We start from the raw sequence: 22101 nt of genomic DNA on the forward strand, positions 1-22101 counted from the left end.
CTCAACCCACCGGTCATCCGGCAGGTCGGGGTATCAACATATCTGGCGTTGACTTTTGGCACGCTGTTGAGTTCTCAAGGAACGGACGCTTCCTTTGTACTCACCCTCTCGGGCTTTCCTCTGGGCTTTTCCCTTCGGTCTTGCGTTTCCGACTCTATCAGACTCTTTCGTGTCCGATTCCCCGTCGGAGCGGGGCCGCCTTCCAGTTTTCCGCTTTCGCGTTTCCCTTTCCAGCGATTCCGACTCTATCAGAGTGATCCGAGTCGGATTCCCACCCGATGATTCGGAAGGCTCCAGGCATATGATTTACCCGGGTTCCCGTCGAGGTGGAGCCGTAAACGTACTGGAGCGGGGGGCCTCGAAGCAAAAAGAGGCCCCCCGCTCCGGGTGACGCATCGGACGATGCGTCAGATGCGTCAGACCTCGACCACCACGGGCAGGATCATCGGGCGCCTGCGGTACGTGTCCGAGACCCACTTGCCCACCGTGCGGCGTACGAGCTGCTGGAGTTGGTGCGGTTCGGCGACGCCGTCCGCGGCCGCCTTGCCGATGGCCTCCTCGACCTTGGGCAGTACGGCGGAGAACGCGGCGTCCTCGATACCGGAGCCACGGGCCTGGAAGTGCGGGCCGCCGACGACCTTGCCGGTGGTGGAGTCGACCACCACGAAGACCGAGATGATGCCCTCGTCGCCGAGGATGCGGCGGTCCTTGAGGGAGGTCTCGGTGACATCGCCGACCGACAGACCGTCCACATAGACGTAGCCGGCCTGGACCTTGCCGACGATCCTCGCCCTGCCGTCGACCAGGTCGACCACCACGCCGTCCTCCGCGATGACGATGTGGTCCTTGCGGACCCCGGTCAGCGCGCCCAGTTCGGCGTTGGCGCGCAGATGGCGCCATTCGCCGTGGACCGGCATCAGGTTCTTCGGCTTGCAGATGTTGTAGAAGTACAGGAGCTCGCCGGCCGAGGCATGGCCCGAGACATGGACCTTGGCGTTGCCCTTGTGGACGACGTTCGCGCCCCACCGGGTCAGGCCGTTGATAACGCGGTAGACCGCGTTCTCGTTGCCCGGGATGAGGGACGACGCCAGGATGACCGTGTCGCCCTGGACGATCCGGATCTGGTGATCGCGGTTGGCCATGCGCGAGAGCGCGGCCATCGGCTCGCCCTGGGAGCCGGTGCAGACGAGGACGACCTCGTGGTCGGGAAGGTCGTCGAGTGTCTTGACGTCGACGACCAGACCGGCCGGGACCCGGAGATAGCCCAGGTCGCGGGCGATGCCCATGTTGCGGACCATCGAGCGGCCGACGAAGGCGACCCTGCGCCCGTACTCGTGGGCGGCGTCCAGGATTTGCTGGATGCGGTGGACGTGGCTCGCGAAGCTCGCCACGATGATCCGCTTCTGCGCGTTGGCGAAGACCTGTCGCAGGACGTTCGAGATATCGCGCTCGGGCGGGACGAAGCCCGGGACCTCCGCGTTGGTGGAGTCCGAGAGCAGCAGATCGATGCCCTCCTCGCCGAGCTTGGCGAAGGTGGGCAGGTCGGTCAGTCTGCGGTCCAGCGGAAGCTGGTCCATCTTGAAGTCGCCGGTGTGCACCGCCATTCCCGCGGGGGTGCGGATGGCGACGGCCAGGGCGTCCGGGATGGAGTGGTTGACCGCGACGAACTCGCAGTCGAACGGGCCGATGCGCTCGCGGTGGCCCTCGGTGACCTCAAGGGTGTACGGACGGATGCGATGCTCCTGGAGCTTCGCCTCGATCAGCGCGAGGGTCAGCTTGGAGCCGATCAGCGGGATGTCGGGCTTCAGCCGGAGCAGGAACGGGACGCCGCCGATGTGGTCTTCGTGGCCGTGGGTGAGCACGACCCCGTCGATGTCGTCGAGGCGGTCCCGGATGGTGGTGAAGTCCGGCAGGATCAGGTCGATGCCGGGCTGTTCCTCCTCGGGGAAGAGAACGCCGCAGTCGACGATGAGCAGACGGCCGTTGTACTCGAAGACCGTCATGTTGCGGCCGATCTCGCCCAGACCTCCGAGCGGGGTGACACGCAGGCCGTTCTTGGGCAGCTTCGGCGGCGCGCCGAGTTCGGGATGCGGATGACTCAAAAGACTCTCCTCACCACACACGCCACGTGCCCGCAGGGGCACGTGGCGCGCATGACATTCGTGCACTTGCTGTTGTCTGTGTGGACCGATGTCCGGTGAACCGCTGTGCCGGTTCGTCTCGATTCGATGGACTATGTCTTCGCGTATTCAGTTGTGAAGTCTGTGATTAGAGCTGTACCCCGCCGGCCGCGAGATCGATCTTGAGCTGAGCGGTTTCATGGTCCGACAGCTCGACGAGCGGGAGGCGCAGCGGTCCGGCCGGCAGCTTCTGCAGGGTGAGCGCGGCCTTGGTGGTGATGACGCCCTGGGTGCGGAACATGCCCGTGAAGACCGGGAGCAGCTTCTGGTGGATCTCGGTGGCCTTCTGGACGTCACCGGTGAGGTGGGCGTCGAGGAGTTCGCGCAGCTCCGGGGTGACCACATGGCCGACGACGGAGACGAAGCCGATCGCGCCGACCGAGAGCAGCGGGAGGTTGAGCATGTCGTCGCCGGAGTACCAGGCGAGGCCGGACTGGGCGATGGCCCAGCTGGCGCGGCCGAGGTCGCCCTTGGCGTCCTTGTTGGCGACGATGCGCGGGTGCTGGGCGAGCCGGACGATCGTCTCGGTGTCGATGGGGACACCGCTGCGGCCCGGGATGTCGTAGAGCATGACCGGCAGCCCTGTCGCGTCCGCGATGGCGGTGAAGTGCCGGAAAAGGCCTTCTTGCGGTGGCTTGTTGTAGTACGGGGTGACCGCGAGCAGCCCGTGCGCTCCGGCGCGTTCGGCCGTGCGGGCCAGCTCCAGGCTGTGCCTGGTGTCGTTGGTGCCGACGCCGGCGACGATATGGGCCCGGTCTCCGACGGCTTCCAGGACGGCCCGTACCAGCTGCTCTTTCTCCGCGTCACTGGTGGTCGGCGACTCACCGGTGGTGCCGTTGAGGACCAGGCCGTCGTTGCCCGCGTCCACGAGATGGACGGCGAGCCGCTGGGCACCGTCGAGGTCGATTGCGCCGTCCGCCGTGAAGGGCGTGACCATGGCGGTGAGGACCCGCCCGAAGGGGGTCTGCGGAGTGGAGATCGGAGCCATGGGTAACACGCTACTCGCTGCTCAGCTCACCGTGTCCCTTTGGGGGACGGGACAGGAGGAGCCCGGCACTGCCTGCTCGGGGGTTCAAGCAGTGCCGGGTCCGTTTGATCAGCCTAGATGAACTTCTCGAAACGCCGCAATCCGGACACTTCACTCGGCCGACCGTACATCTGTGCCCTGGACAGGCCCGGAGCACCCCCTAGGGAGCGACTCTGCCGTTGGCGTTGAAGGCCGCATGGGTGAGCGGCATGAGCTGCGCCCAGTGCTGCTCCATCCGCTCCGCGACCATCTCGATCTCGCGCTGCGGGAAGGACGGGGTCCTCGCCTGTTCGTGCTGGGTGCGCAGGCCGAGGAAGTGCATCAGCGAGCGCGCGTTGCAGGTGGCGTACATCGACGAGAAGAGCCCGACGGGCAGCACGGCACGGGCCACCTCACGGGCCACCCCCGCCGCCAGCATCTCCTGGTACGCCTCGTACGCCCGTACGTAGGAGTCCTCCATGACGCGGCCGGTCAGCTCCTGCTGCTCGCGGGTGCCGTCGACGAACACGTACTTCCCCGGACGGCCCTCCTGGACGAGCTTGCGCGACGCATCGGGGACGTAGAAGACCGGCTGGAGCTCGCGGTAGCGGCCCGATTCCTCGTTGTACGACCAGCCCACGCGGTGCCGCATGAACTCGCGGAAGACGAAGATCGGGGCGCTGATGAAGAAGGTCATCGAGTTGTGCTCGAAGGGGCTGCCGTGGCGGTCCCGCATCAGGAAATTGATGAGGCCCTTCGACCGCTCGGGGTCCTTCGAGAGCTCTTCCAGGGACTGCTCGCCGGCGGTGGAGACGCGCGCCGCCCACAGCACATCGGAGTCACCGGCGGCGTGCTTGACCAGCTCGACGGTGACATCGCTGCGGAAGCTCGGTTCGGTCTCGGTGGGGGTGTCGCTCACCGGCGGGTTCCTTCCAGTCGCATCGCACGGGCGGCGCCCACTCTACGGCTCGGCACTGACAGCGACGGACGGGGCGGCGGACGCACGGCCCCGCTCGGAGTTCATTGGTCAATTCGGGGAAATAGGGCACCGAATGACGCTGTTGTTCGTCTCATTGAGTAGCAGCTGACACACCAGCGGCGTTCCACCACGAGACCGCAAGGAGAGTCCCTCCATGTTCCGCCGGCGAGAGGCCGTCCCGTTCGCATTCGTCGCCGAGGCCGACAGCTTCCGCAGTAATGTCGCGCCCCCGCCCAAACACCGGGCCAGTACGTCCGAGCTCGTCAGCCGTACGCTGATCGGGCTGACCGTCGCCGCCGGATTCACCGGCGCGCTGCTTTTCGGGCTGCCGTCCCTGGAGACGAATCAGTCCTACGGGCACACACAGCAGTCCGAGGCGTCGCAGGGCCGCTGACTCGTCCGGCCCCCCTGGGGTGGTCCGGACGGGCCACTGATCGATAGCCTCACCGGGCACAGCAATCGAGCGTGCTTGTGAGTGAGGATCAGTCGTGCCCCTGCCCTTCCTGACGGCCGACCGGGCTTTTGACGCGACCGATGATGTCGCGCTGCCCTTCGACGATCATGATCATTGGCGGCGTCCGTACCGCCCAGGCCCCTGGCGCGTGGTGGCGGCGGCGCTGCTTCTGCTGCTCGCCTCGTTCGTTCTGCTCGCGGCGATGATCATCGCCTTCGCGGGCGCGCCGTCCGGCGCGACCGTGTGCCTGATTGTGGCGGCGGTGGTGATCGCCGCCGCGCTGCGCCTGCTCCGGATGGGTGCGTGGGTCAGCCGGCACGGCGTACGCCGGGTGGGCCTGCTGCTGACGAAGACCGTGCCCTGGGACCAGGCCACGGCCGTACGCACCGTCCAGCAGCCGGTGCGCTGGCTCGGGCTGCCGCGCACCGTTCAGGGGCAGGCGCTCGTCGTCGCACGCCGGCAGGGTGAGCCGATTCAGCTGCTCACCGACCACAACGCGGACTTCCTGTCGCGTGGAGAGGCGTTCGACCGCGCCGCCGACACCGTGGAGGTCTGGGGCGACGAGTACCGGGGCGTCTGACGTCGTCGTACGGGCGGGAGAGCGGCAGAGCGGGGTCCGGCCATGCTGGCCGGGCCCCGCTCTGCCGTACGCGGTCCCTGTGGGCGTCAGACCCGTACGGGCTTGCCGTCACGGAGCGCGATGGCCCGCTGCATCGCCTTGCGGGCCCGCGGGGTGTCCCGGGCGTCGTGGTAGGCGATCGCGAGCCGGAACCAGCAGCGCCAGTCGTCGGGGGAGTCCTCGGTCTCGGCGCGGCGCTCGGCGAAGACGGCGTCCGCCGAGGCCCGGTCGATCCGGCCGCCGACCGTACGGACCAGCGTGTCCACCGGCAGGCCGCCCTCCGCGTCCAGCTCCGCCGCCAGCCGGTTGGCGCGGGCGACGAACTGGGTGCTCTTCCAGAGGAACCAGATACCGATGAGCGGCAGGATCAGCACGGCGACACCGAAAGTGATGGTGAGCGCCGTGCCATGCTCGATCAGCAGCACTCCCCGGCTGCCGACCAGGACGAAGTAGACGACCAGAACGGCGGCCGTGACGCAGTAAGTGATCTTTGCACGCATGGGGTCAGCTCAGGTCGAGGAAGTGTTCCAGGCCGAAGGTGAGGCCGGGGGCGGAGACCACGCGCCGCACACCGAGCAGGATGCCCGGCATGAAGCTGCTGTGGTGCAGGGAGTCGTGCCGGACGGTGAGGGTCTCGCCCTCGCCGCCGAGGATGACCTCCTGGTGGGCCAGGAGGCCGCGGAGCCGTACGGAGTGCACCGGCACCCCGTCGACATCGGCGCCGCGCGCGCCGTCCAGCGCCGTGACCGTGGCGTCGGGCTGCGGGGCGCTGCCCGCCGCCGCGCGGGCAGCCGCGATCAGCTGGGCCGTACGGACGGCGGTGCCGGAGGGCGCGTCGACCTTGTTCGGGTGGTGCAGCTCGACGATCTCGACCGACTCGAAGTAGCGGGCCGCCGTCTCGGAGAATTTCATGGTGAGGACCGCGCCGATGGAGAAGTTCGGCGCGATCAGCACGCCCGTCTCCGGGGAGGCGGCCAGCGTGGTGTTCAGCTGCGCGAGCCGCTCGTCGGTCCAGCCCGTGGTGCCGACGACCGCGTGGATTCCATGGCGTACACAGAAGTCGAGGTTGCCCATCACCGACGCCGGGGTGGTGAGTTCCACCACGACCTGGGCGCCGGTCTCCACCAGGGTCTCCAGCTTGTCGCCCCGGCCGAGGGCCGCGACCAGTTCCAGGTCGTCGGCGGCCTCGACGGCCCGTACCGCCTCGGCGCCGATACGGCCCCTGGCTCCGAGAACGGCCACGCGCAGCTTGCTCATTGCTCTGCTTCCTTCAGCGTCGGGGGTGCGGCCCGGTCAGGAGACCACGTCGTCGAGGCGGTCCGCCTGCTTGTCCTTGAGGGGTCCTATGACGGACAGCGAGGGACGGTGTCCCAGTACGTCGCGGGCGACCGCGCGCACGTCGTCCGGGGTGACGGCGGATATCCGTCCCAGCATGTCGTCCACGGACATCTGGGAGCCCCAGCACAGCTCGCTCTTGCCGATCCGGTTCATCAGCGCTCCGGTGTCCTCCAGACCGAGGACGGTGGAGCCGGAGAGCTGGCCGATGGCGCGCCCGATCTCCTCGTCGCTGAGCCCTTCCGCGGCGGCCCGGTCGAGCTCGTCACGGCAGATCTTCAGGACGTCGTGGACCTGGCTGGGGCGGCAGCCCGCGTACACCCCGAAGAGCCCGCAGTCGGCGAAGCCCGAGGTGTACGAGTAGACGCTGTAGGCGAGCCCGCGCTTCTCCCGTACCTCCTGGAAGAGCCGTGAGCTCATGCCGCCGCCGAGGGCGGTGTTCAGCACGCCGAGCGCCCAGCGGCGCTCGTCGGTGCGCGCCAGGCCGGGCATGCCGAGCACGACATGGGCCTGCTCGGTCTTGCGGTTCAGCAGATCGATCCGGCCCGCGGTGCGTACGGTGCGGCTGCCGTCCCGGGGCGCCAGGGGCGTGACGTCCGTCCGGGACAGGGCGCCGGCCTTCTCGAACGCCTTGCGGACCTGTCGTACCACCGTGGCGTGGTCGATGTTGCCCGCGGCGGCGACGATGAGACGCGTCGGGTCGTAGTGCTTCTTGTAGAAGCGCGCGATCCGGTCGCGGTCGAGGGCGTTGATGGTGTCGACGGTGCCGAGGACCGGCCGGCCGAGAGGGGAGTCGCCGAACATGGTCTTCGCGAACAGGTCGTGTACGCAGTCGCCCGGGTCGTCCTCGGTCATGGCGATCTCTTCGAGGATCACCCCGCGCTCGGCGTCGACGTCGGCGGCCTCGATGAGCGAACCGGTGAGCATGTCGCAGACGACGTCGATGGCCAGCGGCAGATCGGTGTCGAGCACCCGCGCGTAGTAGCAGGTGTACTCCTTCGCCGTGAAGGCGTTCATCTCACCGCCGACCGCGTCGATGGCGGAGGAGATGTCCAGGGCGCTGCGCCGGCTCGTGCCCTTGAAGAGGAGGTGCTCCAGATAGTGCGTGGCGCCGTTGAGCGCCGGGGTCTCGTCGCGGGAGCCGACCTGTGCCCAGATCCCGAAGGTCGCGGAACGTACCGACGGGAGGGTTTCGGTGACGACGCGGAGGCCGCCGGGGAGGGTCGTACGGCGGACCGTACCGATGCCGTTCTCGCCCTTGAGCAGGGTTTGGGTACGGGCGACGGCCCGCGCCTCCGAGGAGGTGCGGGCCGTCGCCCTGGAGCTGTCTGTCACTTGGCGCCCGTGGCGGAGCCGCTATCGGAGGCAGTGTCCTTCGCCTCTTCGGACTCCCCGGCCTCTTCACCCTCGATGACGGGGATCAGGGAGAGCTTGCCGCGCTGGTCGATCTCGGCGATCTCGACCTGGACCTTCTGGCCCACACCGAGCACGTCCTCGACGTTCTCCACGCGCTTGCCGCCGGCGAGCTTGCGGATCTGCGAGATGTGCAGCAGACCGTCCTTGCCCGGGAGCAGCGACACGAACGCACCGAAGGTGGTGGTCTTGACGACCGTGCCCAGGTAGCGCTCGCCGACCTCCGGCATGGTCGGGTTGGCGATGCCGTTGATCGTGGCGCGGGCGGCCTCGGCGGCCGGTCCGTCGGCGGCACCGATGTAGATGGTGCCGTCGTCCTCGATCGTGATGTCGGCGCCGGTGTCCTCCTGGATCTGGTTGATCATCTTGCCCTTGGGGCCGATGACCTCACCGATCTTGTCCACCGGGATCTTGACGGTGATGATCCGCGGGGCGTTCGGGGACATCTCGTCCGGGACGTCGATGGCCTCGTTCATCACATCGAGGATGTGGAGGCGGGCGTCGCGGGCCTGCTTCAGCGCGGCGGCCAGGACCGAGGCGGGGATGCCGTCGAGCTTGGTGTCGAGCTGGAGGGCGGTGACGAAGGTCTTCGTACCGGCGACCTTGAAGTCCATGTCGCCGTAGGCGTCCTCCGCACCGAGGATGTCGGTGAGGGCCACGTAGTGCGTCTTGCCGTCGATCTCCTGGGAGATCAGGCCCATGGCGATACCGGCGACGGGGGCCTTGAGCGGCACACCGGCGTTCAGCAGCGACATGGTGGAGGCGCAGACCGAGCCCATGGACGTCGAGCCGTTGGAGCCCAGCGCCTCGGAGACCTGGCGGATCGCGTACGGGAACTCCTCGCGCGTCGGCAGCACCGGCACGATCGCGCGCTCGGCGAGCGCGCCATGGCCGATCTCGCGGCGCTTCGGGGAGCCGACGCGGCCGGTCTCACCGACGGAGTAGGGCGGGAAGTTGTAGTTGTGCATGTAGCGCTTGCGGGTCACCGGCGAGAGGGTGTCCAGCTGCTGCTCCATGCGGAGCATGTTGAGGGTGGTGACGCCCAGGATCTGGGTCTCGCCACGCTCGAAGAGCGCCGAGCCGTGCACGCGCGGGATGGCCTCGACCTCGGCAGCGAGCGTACGGATGTCCGTGACGCCGCGGCCGTCGATCCGGACCTTGTCCTTGATGACGCGCTCGCGCACCAGCGACTTGGTCAGCGCGCGGTAGGCGCCGGAGATCTCCTTCTCGCGGCCCTCGAACTGCGGGAGCAGCTTCTCGGCGGCGAGCTCCTTGACGCGGTCCAGCTCGGTCTCGCGGTCCTGCTTGCCGGCGATCGTGAGCGCCTGGGAGAGCTCGCTCTTGACGGCGGCGGTCAGCGCCTCCAGGACGTCGTCCTGGTAGTCGAGGAAGACCGGGAACTCGCCGGTGGGCTTGGCGGCCTTGGCGGCGAGGTCGGACTGGGCCTTGCAGAGCGCCTTGATGAAGGGCTTCGCGGCTTCCAGACCGGCGGCGACGATCTCCTCGGTGGGAGCCTCGGCGCCGTCCTTGACGAGCTGGACGGTCTTCTCGGTGGCCTCGGCCTCGACCATCATGATCGCGACGTCGCCGTCGTCCAGGACACGGCCGGCGACGACCATGTCGAAGACGGCGTCCTCCAGCTCGGTGTGGGTCGGGAAGGCGACCCACTGGCCCTTGATCAGGGCGACACGGGTGCCGCCGATCGGGCCGGAGAAGGGCAGGCCGGCCAGCTGCGTGGAGCAGGAGGCGGCGTTGATGGCGACCACGTCGTACAGGTGGTCGGGGTTGAGCGCCATGATCGTCTCGACGATCTGGATCTCGTTGCGCAAGCCCTTCCTGAAGGAGGGGCGCAGCGGGCGGTCGATCAGGCGGCAGGTGAGGATCGCGTCCTCGGACGGCCGGCCTTCCCGGCGGAAGAAGGAGCCGGGGATCTTGCCGGCCGCGTACATCCGCTCCTCGACGTCCACCGTCAGGGGGAAGAAGTCGAGCTGGTCCTTGGGCTTCTTGGAAGCGGTGGTGGCCGACAGCACCATGGTGTCGTCGTCCAGGTAGGCCACGGCGGAACCGGCGGCCTGCTTGGCGAGCCGTCCCGTCTCGAAGCGGATGGTGCGGGTGCCGAAGGTTCCGTTGTCGATAACGGCCTCGGCGTAGTGGGTCTCGTTCTCCACTAGTGTTTTCTCCTCGTGTTCGTCCGGTGCCCGTGTGGCAGGGGACGTGACGGAGAAGCGCTCCTTGGTGCGGGCCGGTCTTCGATCGAAGCACCCGGGGCCGCGGCATGGGCCGCGCGCCATCCGGGAGCCACTACCGAGGACCGGCGGCGGCGGAGTTCGCTCCTCCTCTTCAGTTGTGCTCGTGCGACCAGATTACTGAGCTTCGCCGCGGGATGACATTCCGGTTGTCCCGGGCGGGGCGCTCGGGGGCCCGGTACGGGGGTGGTCGGCCCGCCCGCACCCGTACCCGCGTACGGAACAGAGCGTGCGCGCGTACGCGAAAGGAGCGGCCCCCTGGAAGTGGGAACCGCTCCCTTCACGGTGTCTTACTTGGCACCGCCGGCCGCACCGCGGCGGATGCCCAGGCGGTCGACCAGCGTACGGAAGCGCTGGATGTCCTTCTTGGCCAGGTACTGCAGCAGCCGACGGCGCTGACCGACCAGGATGAGCAGACCACGACGGGAGTGGTGGTCGTGCTTGTGGGTCTTGAGGTGCTCGGTCAGGTCCGAGATCCGGCGCGACAGCATGGCGACCTGGACCTCGGGGGAGCCGGTGTCACCTTCCTTGGTGCCGAACTCGGTCATGATCTGCTTCTTCGTAGCGGCGTCGAGCGACACGCGTACTCCTCGTGGGTCTTCGTGGCCACCGAGTGCCCCAGGTCGAATACTCTGGGGAGCTTCCGTTACTCGGGAGGCGGGGATCCGTTGGGCGCTGTTCCGGACGGTCCCGGAACGCGTACACAAACGGCCGCTACGTAGCGTACCAGCCCCGTCAGGACGTCAGCGCCCGGATGGAGTGGTAGACGTCGAAGACCGCCAGACAGAGCGGTACGAGCGTCAGCAGGACGAAGGCCTCCGCGATCTCCAGGAAGCGGCCCCAGAAGGGGGTCACCCCCTTGCTCGGCACGATCAGGCCGATGGCGGTGATCAGGGCGGCGACGGCCGCGACCGCGGTGGTGAGCCAGATCGTACGGATGTCGAGCCCCGTGGCGTCACCCCGCAGGGCCTCACGGATCAGATCCGAGGGCGGGTTGAGGCAGAGACCGAGCACCAGCAGCGCCAGGGCGCCGAGACCGGCGGCCAGGGCGCAGCCGACCTGGGCGGTGTAGCGGAAGAGGTGGGCGCGCATCAGCATGGCGACGCCGGTGGCGAGCGCGAGCAGCTGCCCCCACACGTTGTCGGAGAAGCCGAGCACCGCCGCGGCGCCCACGGCCACCAGCGCGCAGCCGCCGACCAGTCCGACCAGCAGTTCATGACCGCGCCGGGCCTGGGCCGCGATGCGCTCGGCGTCGACCGGGCCCTGCGGGACGGGATCGGCGCCGTAGTCGCCGACGGACGTACGGGGCGGCTCGAAGCCGATGGGGAGCCGGGCGAAGCGGGTGGAGAGGCCGGGCAGGAACGCCAGGGCCCCCACGGCGAGCGGGGCGCAGACCGCGGCGGTCTCGGCGGGCGTCATGTCGGTCATGATCGCGGCGAAGGTCACCAGCAGGCCGACGGCGGCGGCGAACACGAACGCGACGAAGGCACCGTCCCCGCTCGGGGTGACGATCACCAGGATCACGGCGGCGACGAGCACGGCCGCGCAGGCGAGCAGGAACTGGAGCCTGCCGGTGCCCTGGCCCTGTGCGAGTGACAGCAGCCCGGAACCGGCGACGCCGGCGTTCGCCAGTGATCCGATGCCCAGGGCGATGGACGAGCCGCGGTCGTCGTAGATCCGTGCGCGTACACCGGCGAGCGCGAGCAGCAGGACGGCCGTGACGGCGGCGAGGATGCCGGGCAGGCCGTGCATGTCGTGCCGCGGGTCGGCGCTCCACAGCACGAAGGAGAGCAGGACCAGCAGGACCGAGCCGCCGAAGAGCCCGGCGCCGCGCATCAGGCCGTCGGTCCAGAGCGTGCTGTCGCGGGCCACGGCGGAGGCGACGGCGTCGGAGACATCGTCGAAGACCGCCGGCGGCAGGGACTCGGCGAAGGGCCGCATCGAGAGCAGTTCGCCGTCGAGGATGCGCTGGGCCGCCAGGGAGCGCGCGCTGTCGAGAACGGTGCCGTCCCTGCGCACCAGGTGGTACCCGACGGGGGCGCCCTCCGCGGGGCTCTGTCCCGACAGTCTGAGGATCTCCGGGTAGAGATCGGCGACGGGGATGTCCTCGGGCAGTGCCACATCGACGCGGCCGTCCGGCGCGACGACCGTGATCCGGCAGAAGCCGGTCCCGCCGCCGGCCGGGGCCGCGGGACCGGGGTGACCGGTTCCGGCGGCCACTCCTTGGGCCGTCTGGGCCGTCATACTCACCTGCTGCTCCCCCTTGTGGTTCTGATGGATCGTGCGCATGGACCGCGCGCGTGGATCCGATGCGCGGATCTTGTGCGCGGATCGTGTGGACCGTGGGCCGCGCTGATGCCGGGTCTTCCACTACGACCCGAATCACCCGGTTTTTTGCAGTAGTTCACGGGTGCGCAAACGCGTCGCGCCACCCTACCGCCAAGCCCTCATCCGCGACGCAAGTAGGATCCCTCCCCGCGGATGGAACCCGTCGCCACGGGGGCGCCGATAGGAAACATTCCGTCCGGCAAGGGAATTGGTGAGCTGTGAGCCAGATCGTCGTCAAGCGCCCACCACGGGTCCTGCCTGCCGAAGTGCCCGCCGAGCAGGTGCAAGTGCAACCTCCGCCCGAGCTGCCGCGAGGACAGCAGGAGGGCGCGCTGATGCAGCTGCTGCCGATGCTGGGCATGGGCGGTTCGGTCGTCTTCTTCTTCATGACCCCGAACCCGATCATGCGGATCATGGGCATGGTGATGATCGCGTCGACGGTCGCCATGGCCATCGCGATGCTGGTCCGTTACCGGCGGGGCACCCAGGGGGAGCTCGCCGACATGCGGCGCGACTATCTCAAGTACCTGACGCAGACCCGGCGTACGGTCCTGCGCACCGCGCGCCTCCAGCGTGACGCGCAGTACTACCTCCATCCGTCGCCGGAGCAGCTGTGGGCGCTGGTCGCCGAGGGCAGCCGGGTGTGGGAACGCCGGGTGGGCGATGTCGACTTCGGGCAGGTGCGCATCGGTCTGGGCAACCAGCAGCTCGCGACCCCGCTCATCGCGCCCGAGACGGCACCGGTGGACGATCTGGAGCCGCTCACCGCAGGGGCGATGCAGCAGTTCCTGACGGCGCACAGCACGCTGGGCGGGCTGCCGATGGCCGTCTCACTGCGCGCTTTCTACCATCTGACGGTCAGCGGGGAGCCGGAGTGCGTGCGCTCCACGGCCCGCGCGGTGGTCTGCTCGCTCGCCTCGCTGCACTCCCCCGACGACCTGGTCATCGCGGTCGCCGCCGGGCGCGAGGCGGCCCCGCGGTGGGAGTGGGCGAAGTGGCTTCCGCATGTGCAGGTCAAGGGCAGCACCGACGGCGCGGGCAGCCGGCGGCTGATCACCACCGACGCGCGGGATCTGGAAGAGCTGCTGGCGGGCCGGCTGGAGGGCCGTCCGCGCTTCCAGCCCGGCGGTCAGCCGCTGCTCGACCAGCCGCACATCGTCGTCGTCCTGGACGGCCAGTCGGTACCCGCCATGTCCGCGCTCGCGGCGGCTGAGGGCCTCCAGGGGGTGACGGTCATCGAGGTCGTCCCCGGCGAGGTCACCGGCGCGCGCGGCGGACTGTCCGTGGTCGTCCACCCCGATTCGCTGCAACTGGAGTCGGGGCACGGCCTGGTGTACGACGGCGCGCCCGACCAGCTGAGCGCCGAGGCGGCCGAGGCGCTCGCCCGCCAGCTCGCGCCGCTGACCGTGGCCTCGGGCGGCGACGACGACGAACCGCTGCTCGCCAACCTGGACTTCACCGATCTGCTGAATCTGGGCGACGCGGCCTCCGTCGACGTCACCCGCACCTGGCGGCCGCGCTCGCAGGCGGAGCGGCTGCGGGTCCCGATCGGTGTCGGCGAGGACGGCGCACCCGTGATGCTGGACCTGAAGGAGGCCGCGCAGGAGGGCATGGGTCCGCACGGTCTGTGCGTGGGCGCGACCGGCTCCGGAAAGTCCGAGCTGCTGCGTACGCTCGTACTGGGCCTGGCCGTCACCCACTCCTCGGAGACCCTCAACTTCGTCCTCGCGGACTTCAAGGGCGGCGCGACCTTCGCCGGGATGTCGCAGATGCCGCATGTCGCCGCGGTGATCACCAACCTCGCGGACGATCTGACGCTGGTGGACCGCATGGGCGACTCCATCCGCGGTGAGCTCAACCGCCGGCAGGAGATGCTGCGCGACGCGGGCAACTACGCCAACATCCATGACTACGAGAAGGCACGGGCCGCGGGCGCGCCGCTCCAGCCCATCCCCTCGCTCGTGCTGGTCATCGACGAGTTCAGCGAACTCCTCACCGCCATGCCGGACTTCATCGAGATGTTCGTGCAGATCGGCCGCATCGGACGGTCACTGGGCGTCCATCTGCTGCTGGCCTCGCAGCGGTTGGAGGAGGGGCGGCTGCGCGGGCTGGAGACGTATCTGTCGTACCGGATCGGTCTGCGGACGTTCTCCGCGGCCGAGTCCCGCGCGGCGATCGGTGTGCCCGACGCGTACCAGCTGCCCAATGTGCCCGGCTCCGGGTATCTGAAGTTCGGTACGGACGAGATGGTGCGGTTCAAGGCCGCCTATGTCTCCGGGGTGTACCGCACGAACCAGCAGCAGGCGGCGGCCCCCGGCGCGCCGCTCCCGGTGGACCGCAGGCCCGTACCGTTCACGGCGGCTCCGGTGCCCGTACGGTATGTCGAGCCGAGCATCACCCGGCCCGACGTGCCCGAGGCGCGCTCCGGCGAGGACGACGCGCTGGCCGACTCCGTACTCGATGTGATCGTGCGGCGGCTGGAGGGCCGGGGCGCGGAGGCCCACCAGGTGTGGCTGCCCCCGCTGGACAACCCGCCGGCGCTGGACGAACTGCTCCCGGGACTCGCGGGGGTGGAGGGACGCGGGCTGACGCAGCCCGGGTTCGAGGGCGCCGGCCGTCTCGTCGTACCGCTCGGCGTGGTCGACAAGCCCTACGAGCAGCGCCGCGACACGCTCTACCGGGACTTCTCCGGGGCCGCGGGCCATATGCAGATCGTCGGTGGCCCCCAGTCGGGCAAGTCGACGCTGCTGCGGACGATCATCTCGGCGTTCGCGCTGACCCATACGCCGCAGGAGGTCCAGTTCTACGGACTCGACTTCGGTGGTGGCGGTCTGTCGTCGGTCGCGGGCCTGCCGCACGTCGGCGGCGTCGCGTCGCGCCTCGACCCCGAGCGGGTACGGCGTGCGGTTGCCGAGGTCTACGGGATCCTGGCGCGGCGCGAGGAGTACTTCCGCGGCGCGGGCATCGACTCCATCGCGACGTACCGCAGGCTGCGGGCGCGCGGCGACATCTCGCTGACGGACCAGCCGTGGGGTGACGTGTTCCTGGTCATCGACGGCTGGGGCAACTTCCGTTCCGACTACGAGGGCCTGGAGCAGGCCGTCCTGGACATCGCGGCGCGCGGACTCGGCTACGGCATCCATGTGATCCTCACGGCCTCGCGCTCGATGGAGGTCCGGGCCAATCTCAAGGACCATCTGATGAACCGCCTGGAGCTGCGGCTCGGCGACACGATGGACTCCGAACTGGACCGCAAGTCCGCGGTCAATGTCCCCTCGGGGGTGCCGGGGCGCGGGCTGACGCCGGAGAAGCTGCACTTCATGGCGGCGGTCCCGAGGATCGACGGGATCAACAGCGACAGCGATCTGTCGGAGGCCACGGCCGCGATGACCCAGGAGGTCTCCCGGCACTGGACCGCACCGGGCGCCCCCGCCGTACGGCTGCTGCCGCGCGAACTGCCGATGTCGGACCTCCCGGCGGGCTTCGCCCACCCGGAGCGCGGGGTCGCCTTCGCCATCGACGAGAACAACCTGGAACCGGTCTTCGTCAACTTCGAACAGGACCCGTTCTTCCTGGTGTTCGGCGAGAGCGAGGCCGGCAAGACCAACATCCTGCGGCTGCTCATCAAGCAGCTGACCGAGCGGTACGACGGCGACTCGTGCAAGCTCTTCGTGATCGACAACCGGCGCGCACTGCTGGACGCCACCCCGCCCACGCACCTGGCGGAGTACGTCCCCATGTCCAACAACATGGAGCACCATGTGGACGCCCTCGTCGACCTGATGCGCCGCCGTACACCGTCGGCGGACGTCACGGCGCAGCAGCTGCGGGACCGCAGCTGGTGGCAGGGCCCGGACGTGTACGTGGTCGTGGACGACTACGACCTGGTCTCCACGTCGAGCGGCAACCCCCTGGCGAAGCTGACGGAACTGCTCCCCTTCGCGCGCGACGTGGGCGTCCGCTTCATCATCGCCCGCAACGCGGCGGGCGCGAGCAGGGCCGCGTACGAGCCGTTCATGCAGCGGATGACGGAACTCGGCGCACAGGGCGTGCTGCTCTCCGGCGACCCGCAGGAAGGCGATGTCCTCGGCAACATCAGGATGCGCCCGATGCCGGCGGGACGGGGAATCTTCGTCTCGCGCCGGCGCGGGAACCCGCTGGTGCAGACGGGCCTGATGCCCTCGCCGGACGAGCGGTGACCGGGGCCGGTGACCGGGGCCGGCGGCAGGGGCCGGCGGCAGGGGGTCGTCGTGCCCGGCGGTCCGACCGGAGATCTCTCGGTCAAGCGGGAGGACTTGGCGGCGACCCCATTGAAGCGCGGCGGAGAGCGAGGCCGGTTCATGTCCTGGCCGGTCGCCGCGGGCACCGGCGCCGCGCGCTGGTGCTGATGGCGGGGTGCGGCGGAGGCGGCGGAGGCGAGGCCACTGCGCTCAGCGAACAGCGGATAGAGCTGGCCGTCCCCGACGCGAAGGCGGTGCCGGGCTGGGAGACCCTCAGCGCTCGGGCCTCGGGCTCCATGAAGGAGGAGACCCTCCGGGGGTCCCTCTGCCCCAAGAAGGGGCAGGAGGCCTGTAAGGGCGCACGTTTCATGGGCATCGCCCGGTTCAAGGGCGCGGAGCAGACGCAGGTCGGCTTCTGGGCCATTGCCTATCAGGACGAGAAGTCCGCCGAGTCCGCCTACGGCCTCCACTGGGACTGGTGCAGAAAGGGCCTGGCCGAGCCCGAGAGTGTCGATCTCGGCGGCCTCGGCAAACAGCGCGACGCCGGGCTCGTCAAGGACCTCGCGTCACTGTTCGCGGTACGCGCGCAGGAGGCCCAGGACTGCGAGACGCCGACGGCGAAGCTCGGCGCCTGACCGTCGGCGTCGGATCGCCGCACGCAGACAGGCCAGGGTGGGCACCTCCCGTGCGTGCCCACCCTGGCCTGTGATGACTAGCTGCTACTGGAAGTTGGCCGCGGACTTCTTGTCGCCGGCCTGGTAGGCAGGGGCCGCGTCCTGGACCGCACGGGAGATCTGCATGAGCGCGGTGTGGATCTCCTTGGCCTTCCGGTCCCAGTCGGCCTGGGCGATGTTGTACGCCTCCCGGGCCTCACCGGCCCAGAGGTCGGAGACCGAGCGGATCTTCGCCTGGATGGCTTCCAGGCTCCGGTCGAGCTTGTCCGCCTGCTTCCTGATGTCCCCGGCCGCGGCATCGAGCGAAGCGTAAGTGACGATCATCGTGCCGTCGTCATGTGCCATGGTGTCCTCCAACTACGTGCTTGGGTGTGCTGCGATGGCCGAGTTCGCGCTACGGCCGAGAGGTGTCAGAACTTGCTGAGGTTCGACGTCTGAGCCGTGGCGGAGGCGTCGCCCGAGTAGCCCTCGGCCACGTCGATGCCCTTCAGGGCCGCCTCGACCTCGTCTTCGGTGTTGCCGGAAATCGTACGAGCTGCCTCGATCGCTTCCTGGAACTTGAGCAGCAGCTTGCCGATGCCCACCATGTTGTTGTTGATCTGCGTCTGCTTCGCGTTGAACGCGCCGGCGCCAATGCCCTGCCAAGCGCCTTCGAGGCTGTCGATCGTCGCCTGCAGCGCGTGCAGCTGCCCCTTGACGTCGTCAAAGCTGTTGGTCAGCTCGCCTTGCAGCGACTTGAGGGCAACGCCATTGACCTTCTGGACTGCCATTGGTCTTCCTTTCTCGAAGATCCCGGGTGGGTGTGTCTCCCCGGGCCGTGCGTGAGCCTCGACGGCGGGTGGATGCCGGGGCGGTGTGAGGTACGTGCGGGTCGTACGGCTGTACGGCTTGTACGGTCAGGCGGCGCGGCGCTTACGGAGGAAGAAGAAGGCTCCGCCCGCGAGGACCACCACGACCGCGGCCCCGCCGAGGATCAGGCCCAACTGGCTGTCGTCTCCGGTGCTCTTGCTGGTGCCGGCGGCGACGGCCTCGTCCCCGTCCGGCGCCCCTGAAGCCTCCGAGCCCGGTGCCGAGGCCGATCCGGAAGGCGCGGAGGACGACGAGGAGTCGGCCGATGACGCGGAGCCGGGAACGCCGGGCGTCCGTTCGTTGGTCAGAGGGCTGAGGTTCGGGTCGCCGGGCTTGCCCACTCCACGGTTGATGTGCGCGCCGGGACGCACGATGCCGTGACCGATGTAGTTGCTGACGGTTCCCGGCTTCGAGTCCTCGCTCCGGCCGGCGGACTCGAACATGACGCGGAGGACCTGGTTCGCGGTCCAGTCAGGATTGGCGGACCAGATCAGGGCGGCAGAGGCGGAGGCGATCGCGGTGGCAGCGCTGGTTCCGCCGTCGCCGTCACAGTAGCTAGTGAAATTCTCGTCGCACCAATGCGGAATGCTGTCGCCTGGGGCAGCGATATCGACGAAGTCCCCATGCTGGGAGTATTCCGCTACACGGCCCTCGGGGCTGGTGGCCGCAACGCCGACGACTTGCGGATAGCTGGCGGGAAACTGCTTCTTGTTGCCGTCCTCGGCTTTGTTTCCAACAGCCGCGAAGAACAGCTTTCCCTTGCTTTCGGCGTACTTCACCGCGTCACGCTCGGCCATATTGGAGAAGTCGCTACCGAACGACATGCTGATGATCTGCGCATCGCTGTCAGCTGCAGCCCGGATTGCGTCCTGCGCATCCTGCGCGTTCACCTTGTGCTCGTTCTGATACTCGGTGTTAGAGACGCGCATCGGAATAATCTTGGCATCGGGTGCAAGGCCACGGAGTCCACCTCCCTTGCCTGTACCGGCGATCAACTCGGCCATCGTTGTCCCGTGACCGTCGTAGTCGTCTGTGGCTTCGCCTTCGGCTTCCATCGCATCCACCCCCTCCAGGACCTGCCCCTTCAGTGAGGGGGTGGACGGGTTGACGCCAGTGTCGATAACAGCGACTTTGATGCCTTCGCCAGTGGCAGACTTCCAGATCTCCTCAGCGTTCATCGCATCCAGATACCACTGCTTCGACTGCACACCGTCCGCGGCAACGGCGGCCGGAGCCATACCCGCGATGCTCAGGGTGCACGCGCCGGCCACAGCCAGCGCGCGGAGCAGCGCACGCCGCATTACGTGAGGCGCTCCGCGCCTCCGGGCCCGGCTCATTCCTGCCGTCATCCTGACTTCCGCACCTTCCCTGTGCCTATTCGATGACCGGCGGCACGGCACCACGCCGTCGAGCCGCCCACGTCTCTTCGTCTTCCGTCAGATAGTCAGGACGCTCTGATCCGGTGCGCTCCTGCTCCTCGTCCTTGGGCTGATTCCGGCCGGAACCACGCACAAGGCCGGCGCCGCCCTGCGTGAAACCGCCAGCGCCGGACCGTGAACCGCCAGCGCCTCCACGCGGGGTGCCCACGACACCGTTCGAGCTGGCTGTACCTCGGCCTCCGGGCCGGGGCGTGCTGTTCGGGTTCGCGCCGATGACCCCCGGCTGGCCGGCTCGCCCGGCGGGAGGGCGCCCCGTCGGAGTCCCACCGCTACCGATGACGGTCCCCCGCGGAATGCGTGAGCCCGAGGAACCTGAAGTGGAGCGCTGAGGGGTACCACCCACGATGCCGCTCGTACGGCCTGCGCGGGGACCCGTGCCCCCACCCGTACCCGCGCGGCCCGCAGCGGGCTGGCCGGTCGTGCCCGGTCTACCGACGGGTGTCTGGCCAGGGCCACCGGCGCGCCCCGCCGGGGGACCACCGCCCGTGACTCCTTGACGCCCAGTCGCTGCTGAGCGTCCGGCAGCCGAAGAGCGGTCTCCTGTGACACCTGGCTGTCCCGCCCTCCCCGCAGGTGGCCCGCCAGCTCTGGGCGTTCCAGTGGGGCCCGATGCTCGCGAGGTACCGCCTCGCACGGGGTTGACCAATCCGGGCGCAATCGCGGGTGGAGGGCCACCGCTAGGGCCTGGCGTCCCAGTGGGAGGGGAAACAGGCGGGGCGCTGGGGCTCGTAGTGGGAGCCGGGGGGGCCGCGACGGTGTCAATCTGCATGGACGTATCCAGTCCCGGAACGGGTGTGACCGCGCCAAGGGCTTCAGTCCGGGGCGGGCCCTCCGCGAATCCGGAGTCCCTGCGTGTCGAAATCGACTGCTGCCCGGTAGTGGCTGAGGGCCCGCCATCCGCTCGGGTGACGTCCCCGCTTGACTCGCGGATGTATGCATTACTCGGCCGCGGCACAGCCGCGTTCAGCATCCCGGGGAACTTCGGCGGTTCCTGCGAGGCCAACGACTCCTCGGAGACCGCGTAGAACGAGGCCAGGCGGTTCATCTGGTTGATGGCCTCCTGGCGATCCTTCTCCACCTTCACGGCCTTGGCGTACTCCGGGTTGTCGTCCGTACGCTCGGGCAGAGGGAAGTCCTCGACCTTCTTCTGGACCGCCCGGTCGTCACGCGGAGGCGCGGAGTTGCGCACCGAGGTCAGGCCCGTGCTCGCGACCTTCATCTGCGTGCCGGCCGCGTTGGCGAAGGTGCCCAGGGCCCAGGCGTGCTTCGCGAGCTCTCCTCCGAACCTGCGGAACTCAGTGCCGGACTCGCCCTTCCACTCAACGGAGGTGACGTAGTCGTTCAGTTCCTCGGCAGCCTTGTTGAGGGCGTTCTTGGCGGCGATGAGGGCCTCGCCCGCCTCCTCCAGATCCGATGGCTTCGAGCTGTCCACGAGATCCAGCATCGCGTTGAGCTGGGCGCCCTCGAAGCTCGTCTTGCCGAAGACCCCACCGGGGCTCCTGCTGCCGAACCCGATGCCATCCATGATCGCCGTGACGCGCTCGAAGGCGTCGGTCGCGGTGAACTGGCCCTGGATCAGAGCCGAGTCCTGCGCCTGCTGCTGCTCGGGGGTCAGTTCTGGTTGCGTCTCGCCACTCATCAGCTATTCACCCCAGGTCCTTCGTGCCGGTCTTCTCGTCGTCACGCGGCTGCGCAGGCTCAGCGTTCTTGTCGCCGTGCGGCCTGTCCCGGTTCCCCTGCGCCTCGCGCTCCTCGTCAAGACGACTCTGGATCGTGTGGAAGCGCTGCCGGAGATCCTCTTCCACGTTGTTGAAGCCGACCTCCGCCGCATGCACCCCGATGCTCAGCATCTCTATCTGATCGCCGAGGGACTTGGAGAGCTTGACGATCTCCTCATGGACACGGTTGTACTGAGTGAAAAACCCGTCCGCCTCCGCGAACGGCAGGTTGCCACCGCTGAAGGAACTCCTCGAAACCCGGTGCTCGGCCACCCTCTTGTTGCCGGCCGCCCCGCTCTCAAGCTCCGTCAGCAGCGCGTTCACCCTCGTCTGGAAACGCTTCAGGGCGCCGACGCCCTTCTCCAGGTCGCTCCTCGCGCCGGTTCCGCCCATGCCACCACCACCTGCATCGAGCACGATGCCGTACCTCCCCGTTTGCTCACTCCCCGCACATCGCGATCGCGGTGACATGAACATCACTGATCACATGAAAGCCACTCTATCTACTGGCTCTGACAGCCCCAAGTGTCTTATCCATCATGTGACTTCCTCCTACGACGATCCCATGACCCAATGCGGTTGCAACCCGCTCGCGACTCTTTTCAGTCGGGATTCGCTGCCATCGGTTGCCATCGGTTGCC

17 protein-coding genes are annotated in these 22101 nt (G+C 68.7%); 4 read left to right on the forward strand and 13 right to left on the reverse strand.

The features are described 5' to 3' along the window. Nucleotides 1-416: 416 nt before the first annotated feature. The 3 genes from ACFRKB_RS32690 to thyX all read right to left on the reverse strand — a co-directional run bounded on the left by ACFRKB_RS32690 (nucleotide 417) and on the right by thyX (nucleotide 4105). Nucleotides 417-2102: a ribonuclease J gene (locus ACFRKB_RS32690; protein WP_383110247.1), complete on the reverse strand. Its 1686-nt coding sequence runs from the start codon at nucleotides 2100-2102 to the stop codon at nucleotides 417-419. A 166-nt stretch (nucleotides 2103-2268) separates the two neighbouring features. After that, nucleotides 2269-3168, reverse strand: coding sequence for a 4-hydroxy-tetrahydrodipicolinate synthase (gene dapA, locus ACFRKB_RS32695; protein ID WP_383110248.1), 900 nt, complete (start codon nucleotides 3166-3168; stop codon nucleotides 2269-2271). 199 nt (nucleotides 3169-3367) lie between these two features. Then, nucleotides 3368-4105, reverse strand: a complete 738-nt coding sequence (thyX, locus tag ACFRKB_RS32700) for an FAD-dependent thymidylate synthase (protein WP_383110249.1) — start codon at nucleotides 4103-4105, stop codon at nucleotides 3368-3370. 214 nt (nucleotides 4106-4319) lie between these two features. Here thyX and ACFRKB_RS32705 point away from each other — a divergent pair, with 214 nt between their 5' ends. Together ACFRKB_RS32705 and ACFRKB_RS32710 are read left to right on the forward strand one after the other, a co-directional pair. Next, entirely contained in the window at nucleotides 4320-4559 is a 240-nt protein-coding gene (locus ACFRKB_RS32705; protein ID WP_383110250.1) for a hypothetical protein, read from the forward strand. Nucleotides 4560-4653: 94 nt separating this feature from the next. Further along, nucleotides 4654-5199, forward strand: a complete 546-nt coding sequence (locus ACFRKB_RS32710; protein ID WP_383110251.1) for a hypothetical protein — start codon at nucleotides 4654-4656, stop codon at nucleotides 5197-5199. Between the two features lie 86 nt (nucleotides 5200-5285). Here the strand turns inward: ACFRKB_RS32710 and ACFRKB_RS32715 are convergent, their stop codons facing one another. The 6 genes from ACFRKB_RS32715 to eccD all read right to left on the reverse strand — a co-directional run bounded on the left by ACFRKB_RS32715 (nucleotide 5286) and on the right by eccD (nucleotide 12476). Continuing rightward, on the reverse strand, nucleotides 5286-5738 hold the full coding sequence (locus ACFRKB_RS32715) for a tetratricopeptide repeat protein (protein ID WP_383110252.1): 453 nt from the start codon (nucleotides 5736-5738) through the stop codon (nucleotides 5286-5288). Between the two features lie 4 nt (nucleotides 5739-5742). Then, complete coding sequence (gene dapB, locus ACFRKB_RS32720) at nucleotides 5743-6495, reverse strand: 4-hydroxy-tetrahydrodipicolinate reductase (protein WP_383110253.1); 753 nt, start codon at nucleotides 6493-6495, stop codon at nucleotides 5743-5745. A 36-nt stretch (nucleotides 6496-6531) separates the two neighbouring features. Beyond that, nucleotides 6532-7908, reverse strand: coding sequence for a M16 family metallopeptidase (locus ACFRKB_RS32725; protein WP_383110254.1), 1377 nt, complete (start codon nucleotides 7906-7908; stop codon nucleotides 6532-6534). Next, nucleotides 7905-10154, reverse strand: coding sequence for a polyribonucleotide nucleotidyltransferase (locus ACFRKB_RS32730; RefSeq protein WP_383110255.1), 2250 nt, complete (start codon nucleotides 10152-10154; stop codon nucleotides 7905-7907). Before ACFRKB_RS32730 ends, ACFRKB_RS32725 begins: the two co-directional genes overlap by 4 nt. A gap of 368 nt (nucleotides 10155-10522) precedes the next feature. Continuing rightward, entirely contained in the window at nucleotides 10523-10813 is a 291-nt protein-coding gene (gene rpsO / locus ACFRKB_RS32735; RefSeq protein WP_030351649.1) for a 30S ribosomal protein S15, read from the reverse strand. A 154-nt stretch (nucleotides 10814-10967) separates the two neighbouring features. Further along, a complete protein-coding gene (eccD, locus tag ACFRKB_RS32740; RefSeq protein WP_383110302.1) occupies nucleotides 10968-12476 on the reverse strand; it encodes a type VII secretion integral membrane protein EccD in 1509 nt (502 codons plus the stop codon). A 302-nt stretch (nucleotides 12477-12778) separates the two neighbouring features. On the opposite strand from eccD, the gene eccCa reads away from it, so the two are divergent. After that, entirely contained in the window at nucleotides 12779-16759 is a 3981-nt protein-coding gene (gene eccCa / locus ACFRKB_RS32745) for a type VII secretion protein EccCa (protein ID WP_383110256.1), read from the forward strand. Nucleotides 16760-16947: 188 nt separating this feature from the next. Then, nucleotides 16948-17415 carry a hypothetical protein gene (locus ACFRKB_RS32750; protein WP_383110257.1) on the forward strand — a complete coding sequence of 156 codons (468 nt, stop codon included), beginning with the start codon at nucleotides 16948-16950 and terminating at the stop codon, nucleotides 17413-17415. A gap of 84 nt (nucleotides 17416-17499) precedes the next feature. On the opposite strand, the gene ACFRKB_RS32755 is transcribed toward ACFRKB_RS32750, so the two are convergent. The 4 genes from ACFRKB_RS32755 to ACFRKB_RS32770 all read right to left on the reverse strand — a co-directional run bounded on the left by ACFRKB_RS32755 (nucleotide 17500) and on the right by ACFRKB_RS32770 (nucleotide 21853). After that, nucleotides 17500-17799: a WXG100 family type VII secretion target gene (locus ACFRKB_RS32755; RefSeq protein ID WP_383110258.1), complete on the reverse strand. Its 300-nt coding sequence runs from the start codon at nucleotides 17797-17799 to the stop codon at nucleotides 17500-17502. 65 nt (nucleotides 17800-17864) lie between these two features. After that, the gene (locus ACFRKB_RS32760; RefSeq protein ID WP_365977531.1) at nucleotides 17865-18224 is read right to left on the reverse strand and encodes a WXG100 family type VII secretion target; all 360 of its coding nucleotides are present in this window, start codon (nucleotides 18222-18224) and stop codon (nucleotides 17865-17867) included. 126 nt (nucleotides 18225-18350) lie between these two features. Then, on the reverse strand, nucleotides 18351-19652 hold the full coding sequence (locus ACFRKB_RS32765; protein ID WP_383110259.1) for a S8 family serine peptidase: 1302 nt from the start codon (nucleotides 19650-19652) through the stop codon (nucleotides 18351-18353). Between the two features lie 1736 nt (nucleotides 19653-21388). Next, the gene (locus ACFRKB_RS32770) at nucleotides 21389-21853 is read right to left on the reverse strand and encodes a hypothetical protein (protein ID WP_383110260.1); all 465 of its coding nucleotides are present in this window, start codon (nucleotides 21851-21853) and stop codon (nucleotides 21389-21391) included. Between the last annotated feature and the right edge of the window lie 248 nt (nucleotides 21854-22101).

Source organism: Streptomyces scopuliridis, assembly GCF_042790125.1.
Classification (GTDB): Bacteria; Actinomycetota; Actinomycetes; order Streptomycetales; family Streptomycetaceae; genus Streptomyces; species Streptomyces scopuliridis_A.

Coding starts and splice junctions, on each gene's coding strand:
- dapB (WP_383110253.1), bottom strand. CDS start 6,495: ATGAGCAAGCTGCGCGTGGCCGTTCTCGGAGCCAGGGGCCGTATCGGC.
- ACFRKB_RS32765 (WP_383110259.1), bottom strand. CDS start 19,652: ATGACGGCAGGAATGAGCCGGGCCCGGAGGCGCGGAGCGCCTCACGTA.
- ACFRKB_RS32770 (WP_383110260.1), bottom strand. CDS start 21,853: ATGGGCGGAACCGGCGCGAGGAGCGACCTGGAGAAGGGCGTCGGCGCC.
- ACFRKB_RS32705 (WP_383110250.1), top strand. CDS start 4,320: ATGTTCCGCCGGCGAGAGGCCGTCCCGTTCGCATTCGTCGCCGAGGCC.
- ACFRKB_RS32760 (WP_365977531.1), bottom strand. CDS start 18,224: ATGGCAGTCCAGAAGGTCAATGGCGTTGCCCTCAAGTCGCTGCAAGGC.
- ACFRKB_RS32755 (WP_383110258.1), bottom strand. CDS start 17,799: ATGGCACATGACGACGGCACGATGATCGTCACTTACGCTTCGCTCGAT.
- ACFRKB_RS32750 (WP_383110257.1), top strand. CDS start 16,948: ATGGCGGGGTGCGGCGGAGGCGGCGGAGGCGAGGCCACTGCGCTCAGC.
- ACFRKB_RS32715 (WP_383110252.1), bottom strand. CDS start 5,738: ATGCGTGCAAAGATCACTTACTGCGTCACGGCCGCCGTTCTGGTCGTC.
- eccD (WP_383110302.1), bottom strand. CDS start 12,476: ATGACGGCCCAGACGGCCCAAGGAGTGGCCGCCGGAACCGGTCACCCC.
- dapA (WP_383110248.1), bottom strand. CDS start 3,168: ATGGCTCCGATCTCCACTCCGCAGACCCCCTTCGGGCGGGTCCTCACC.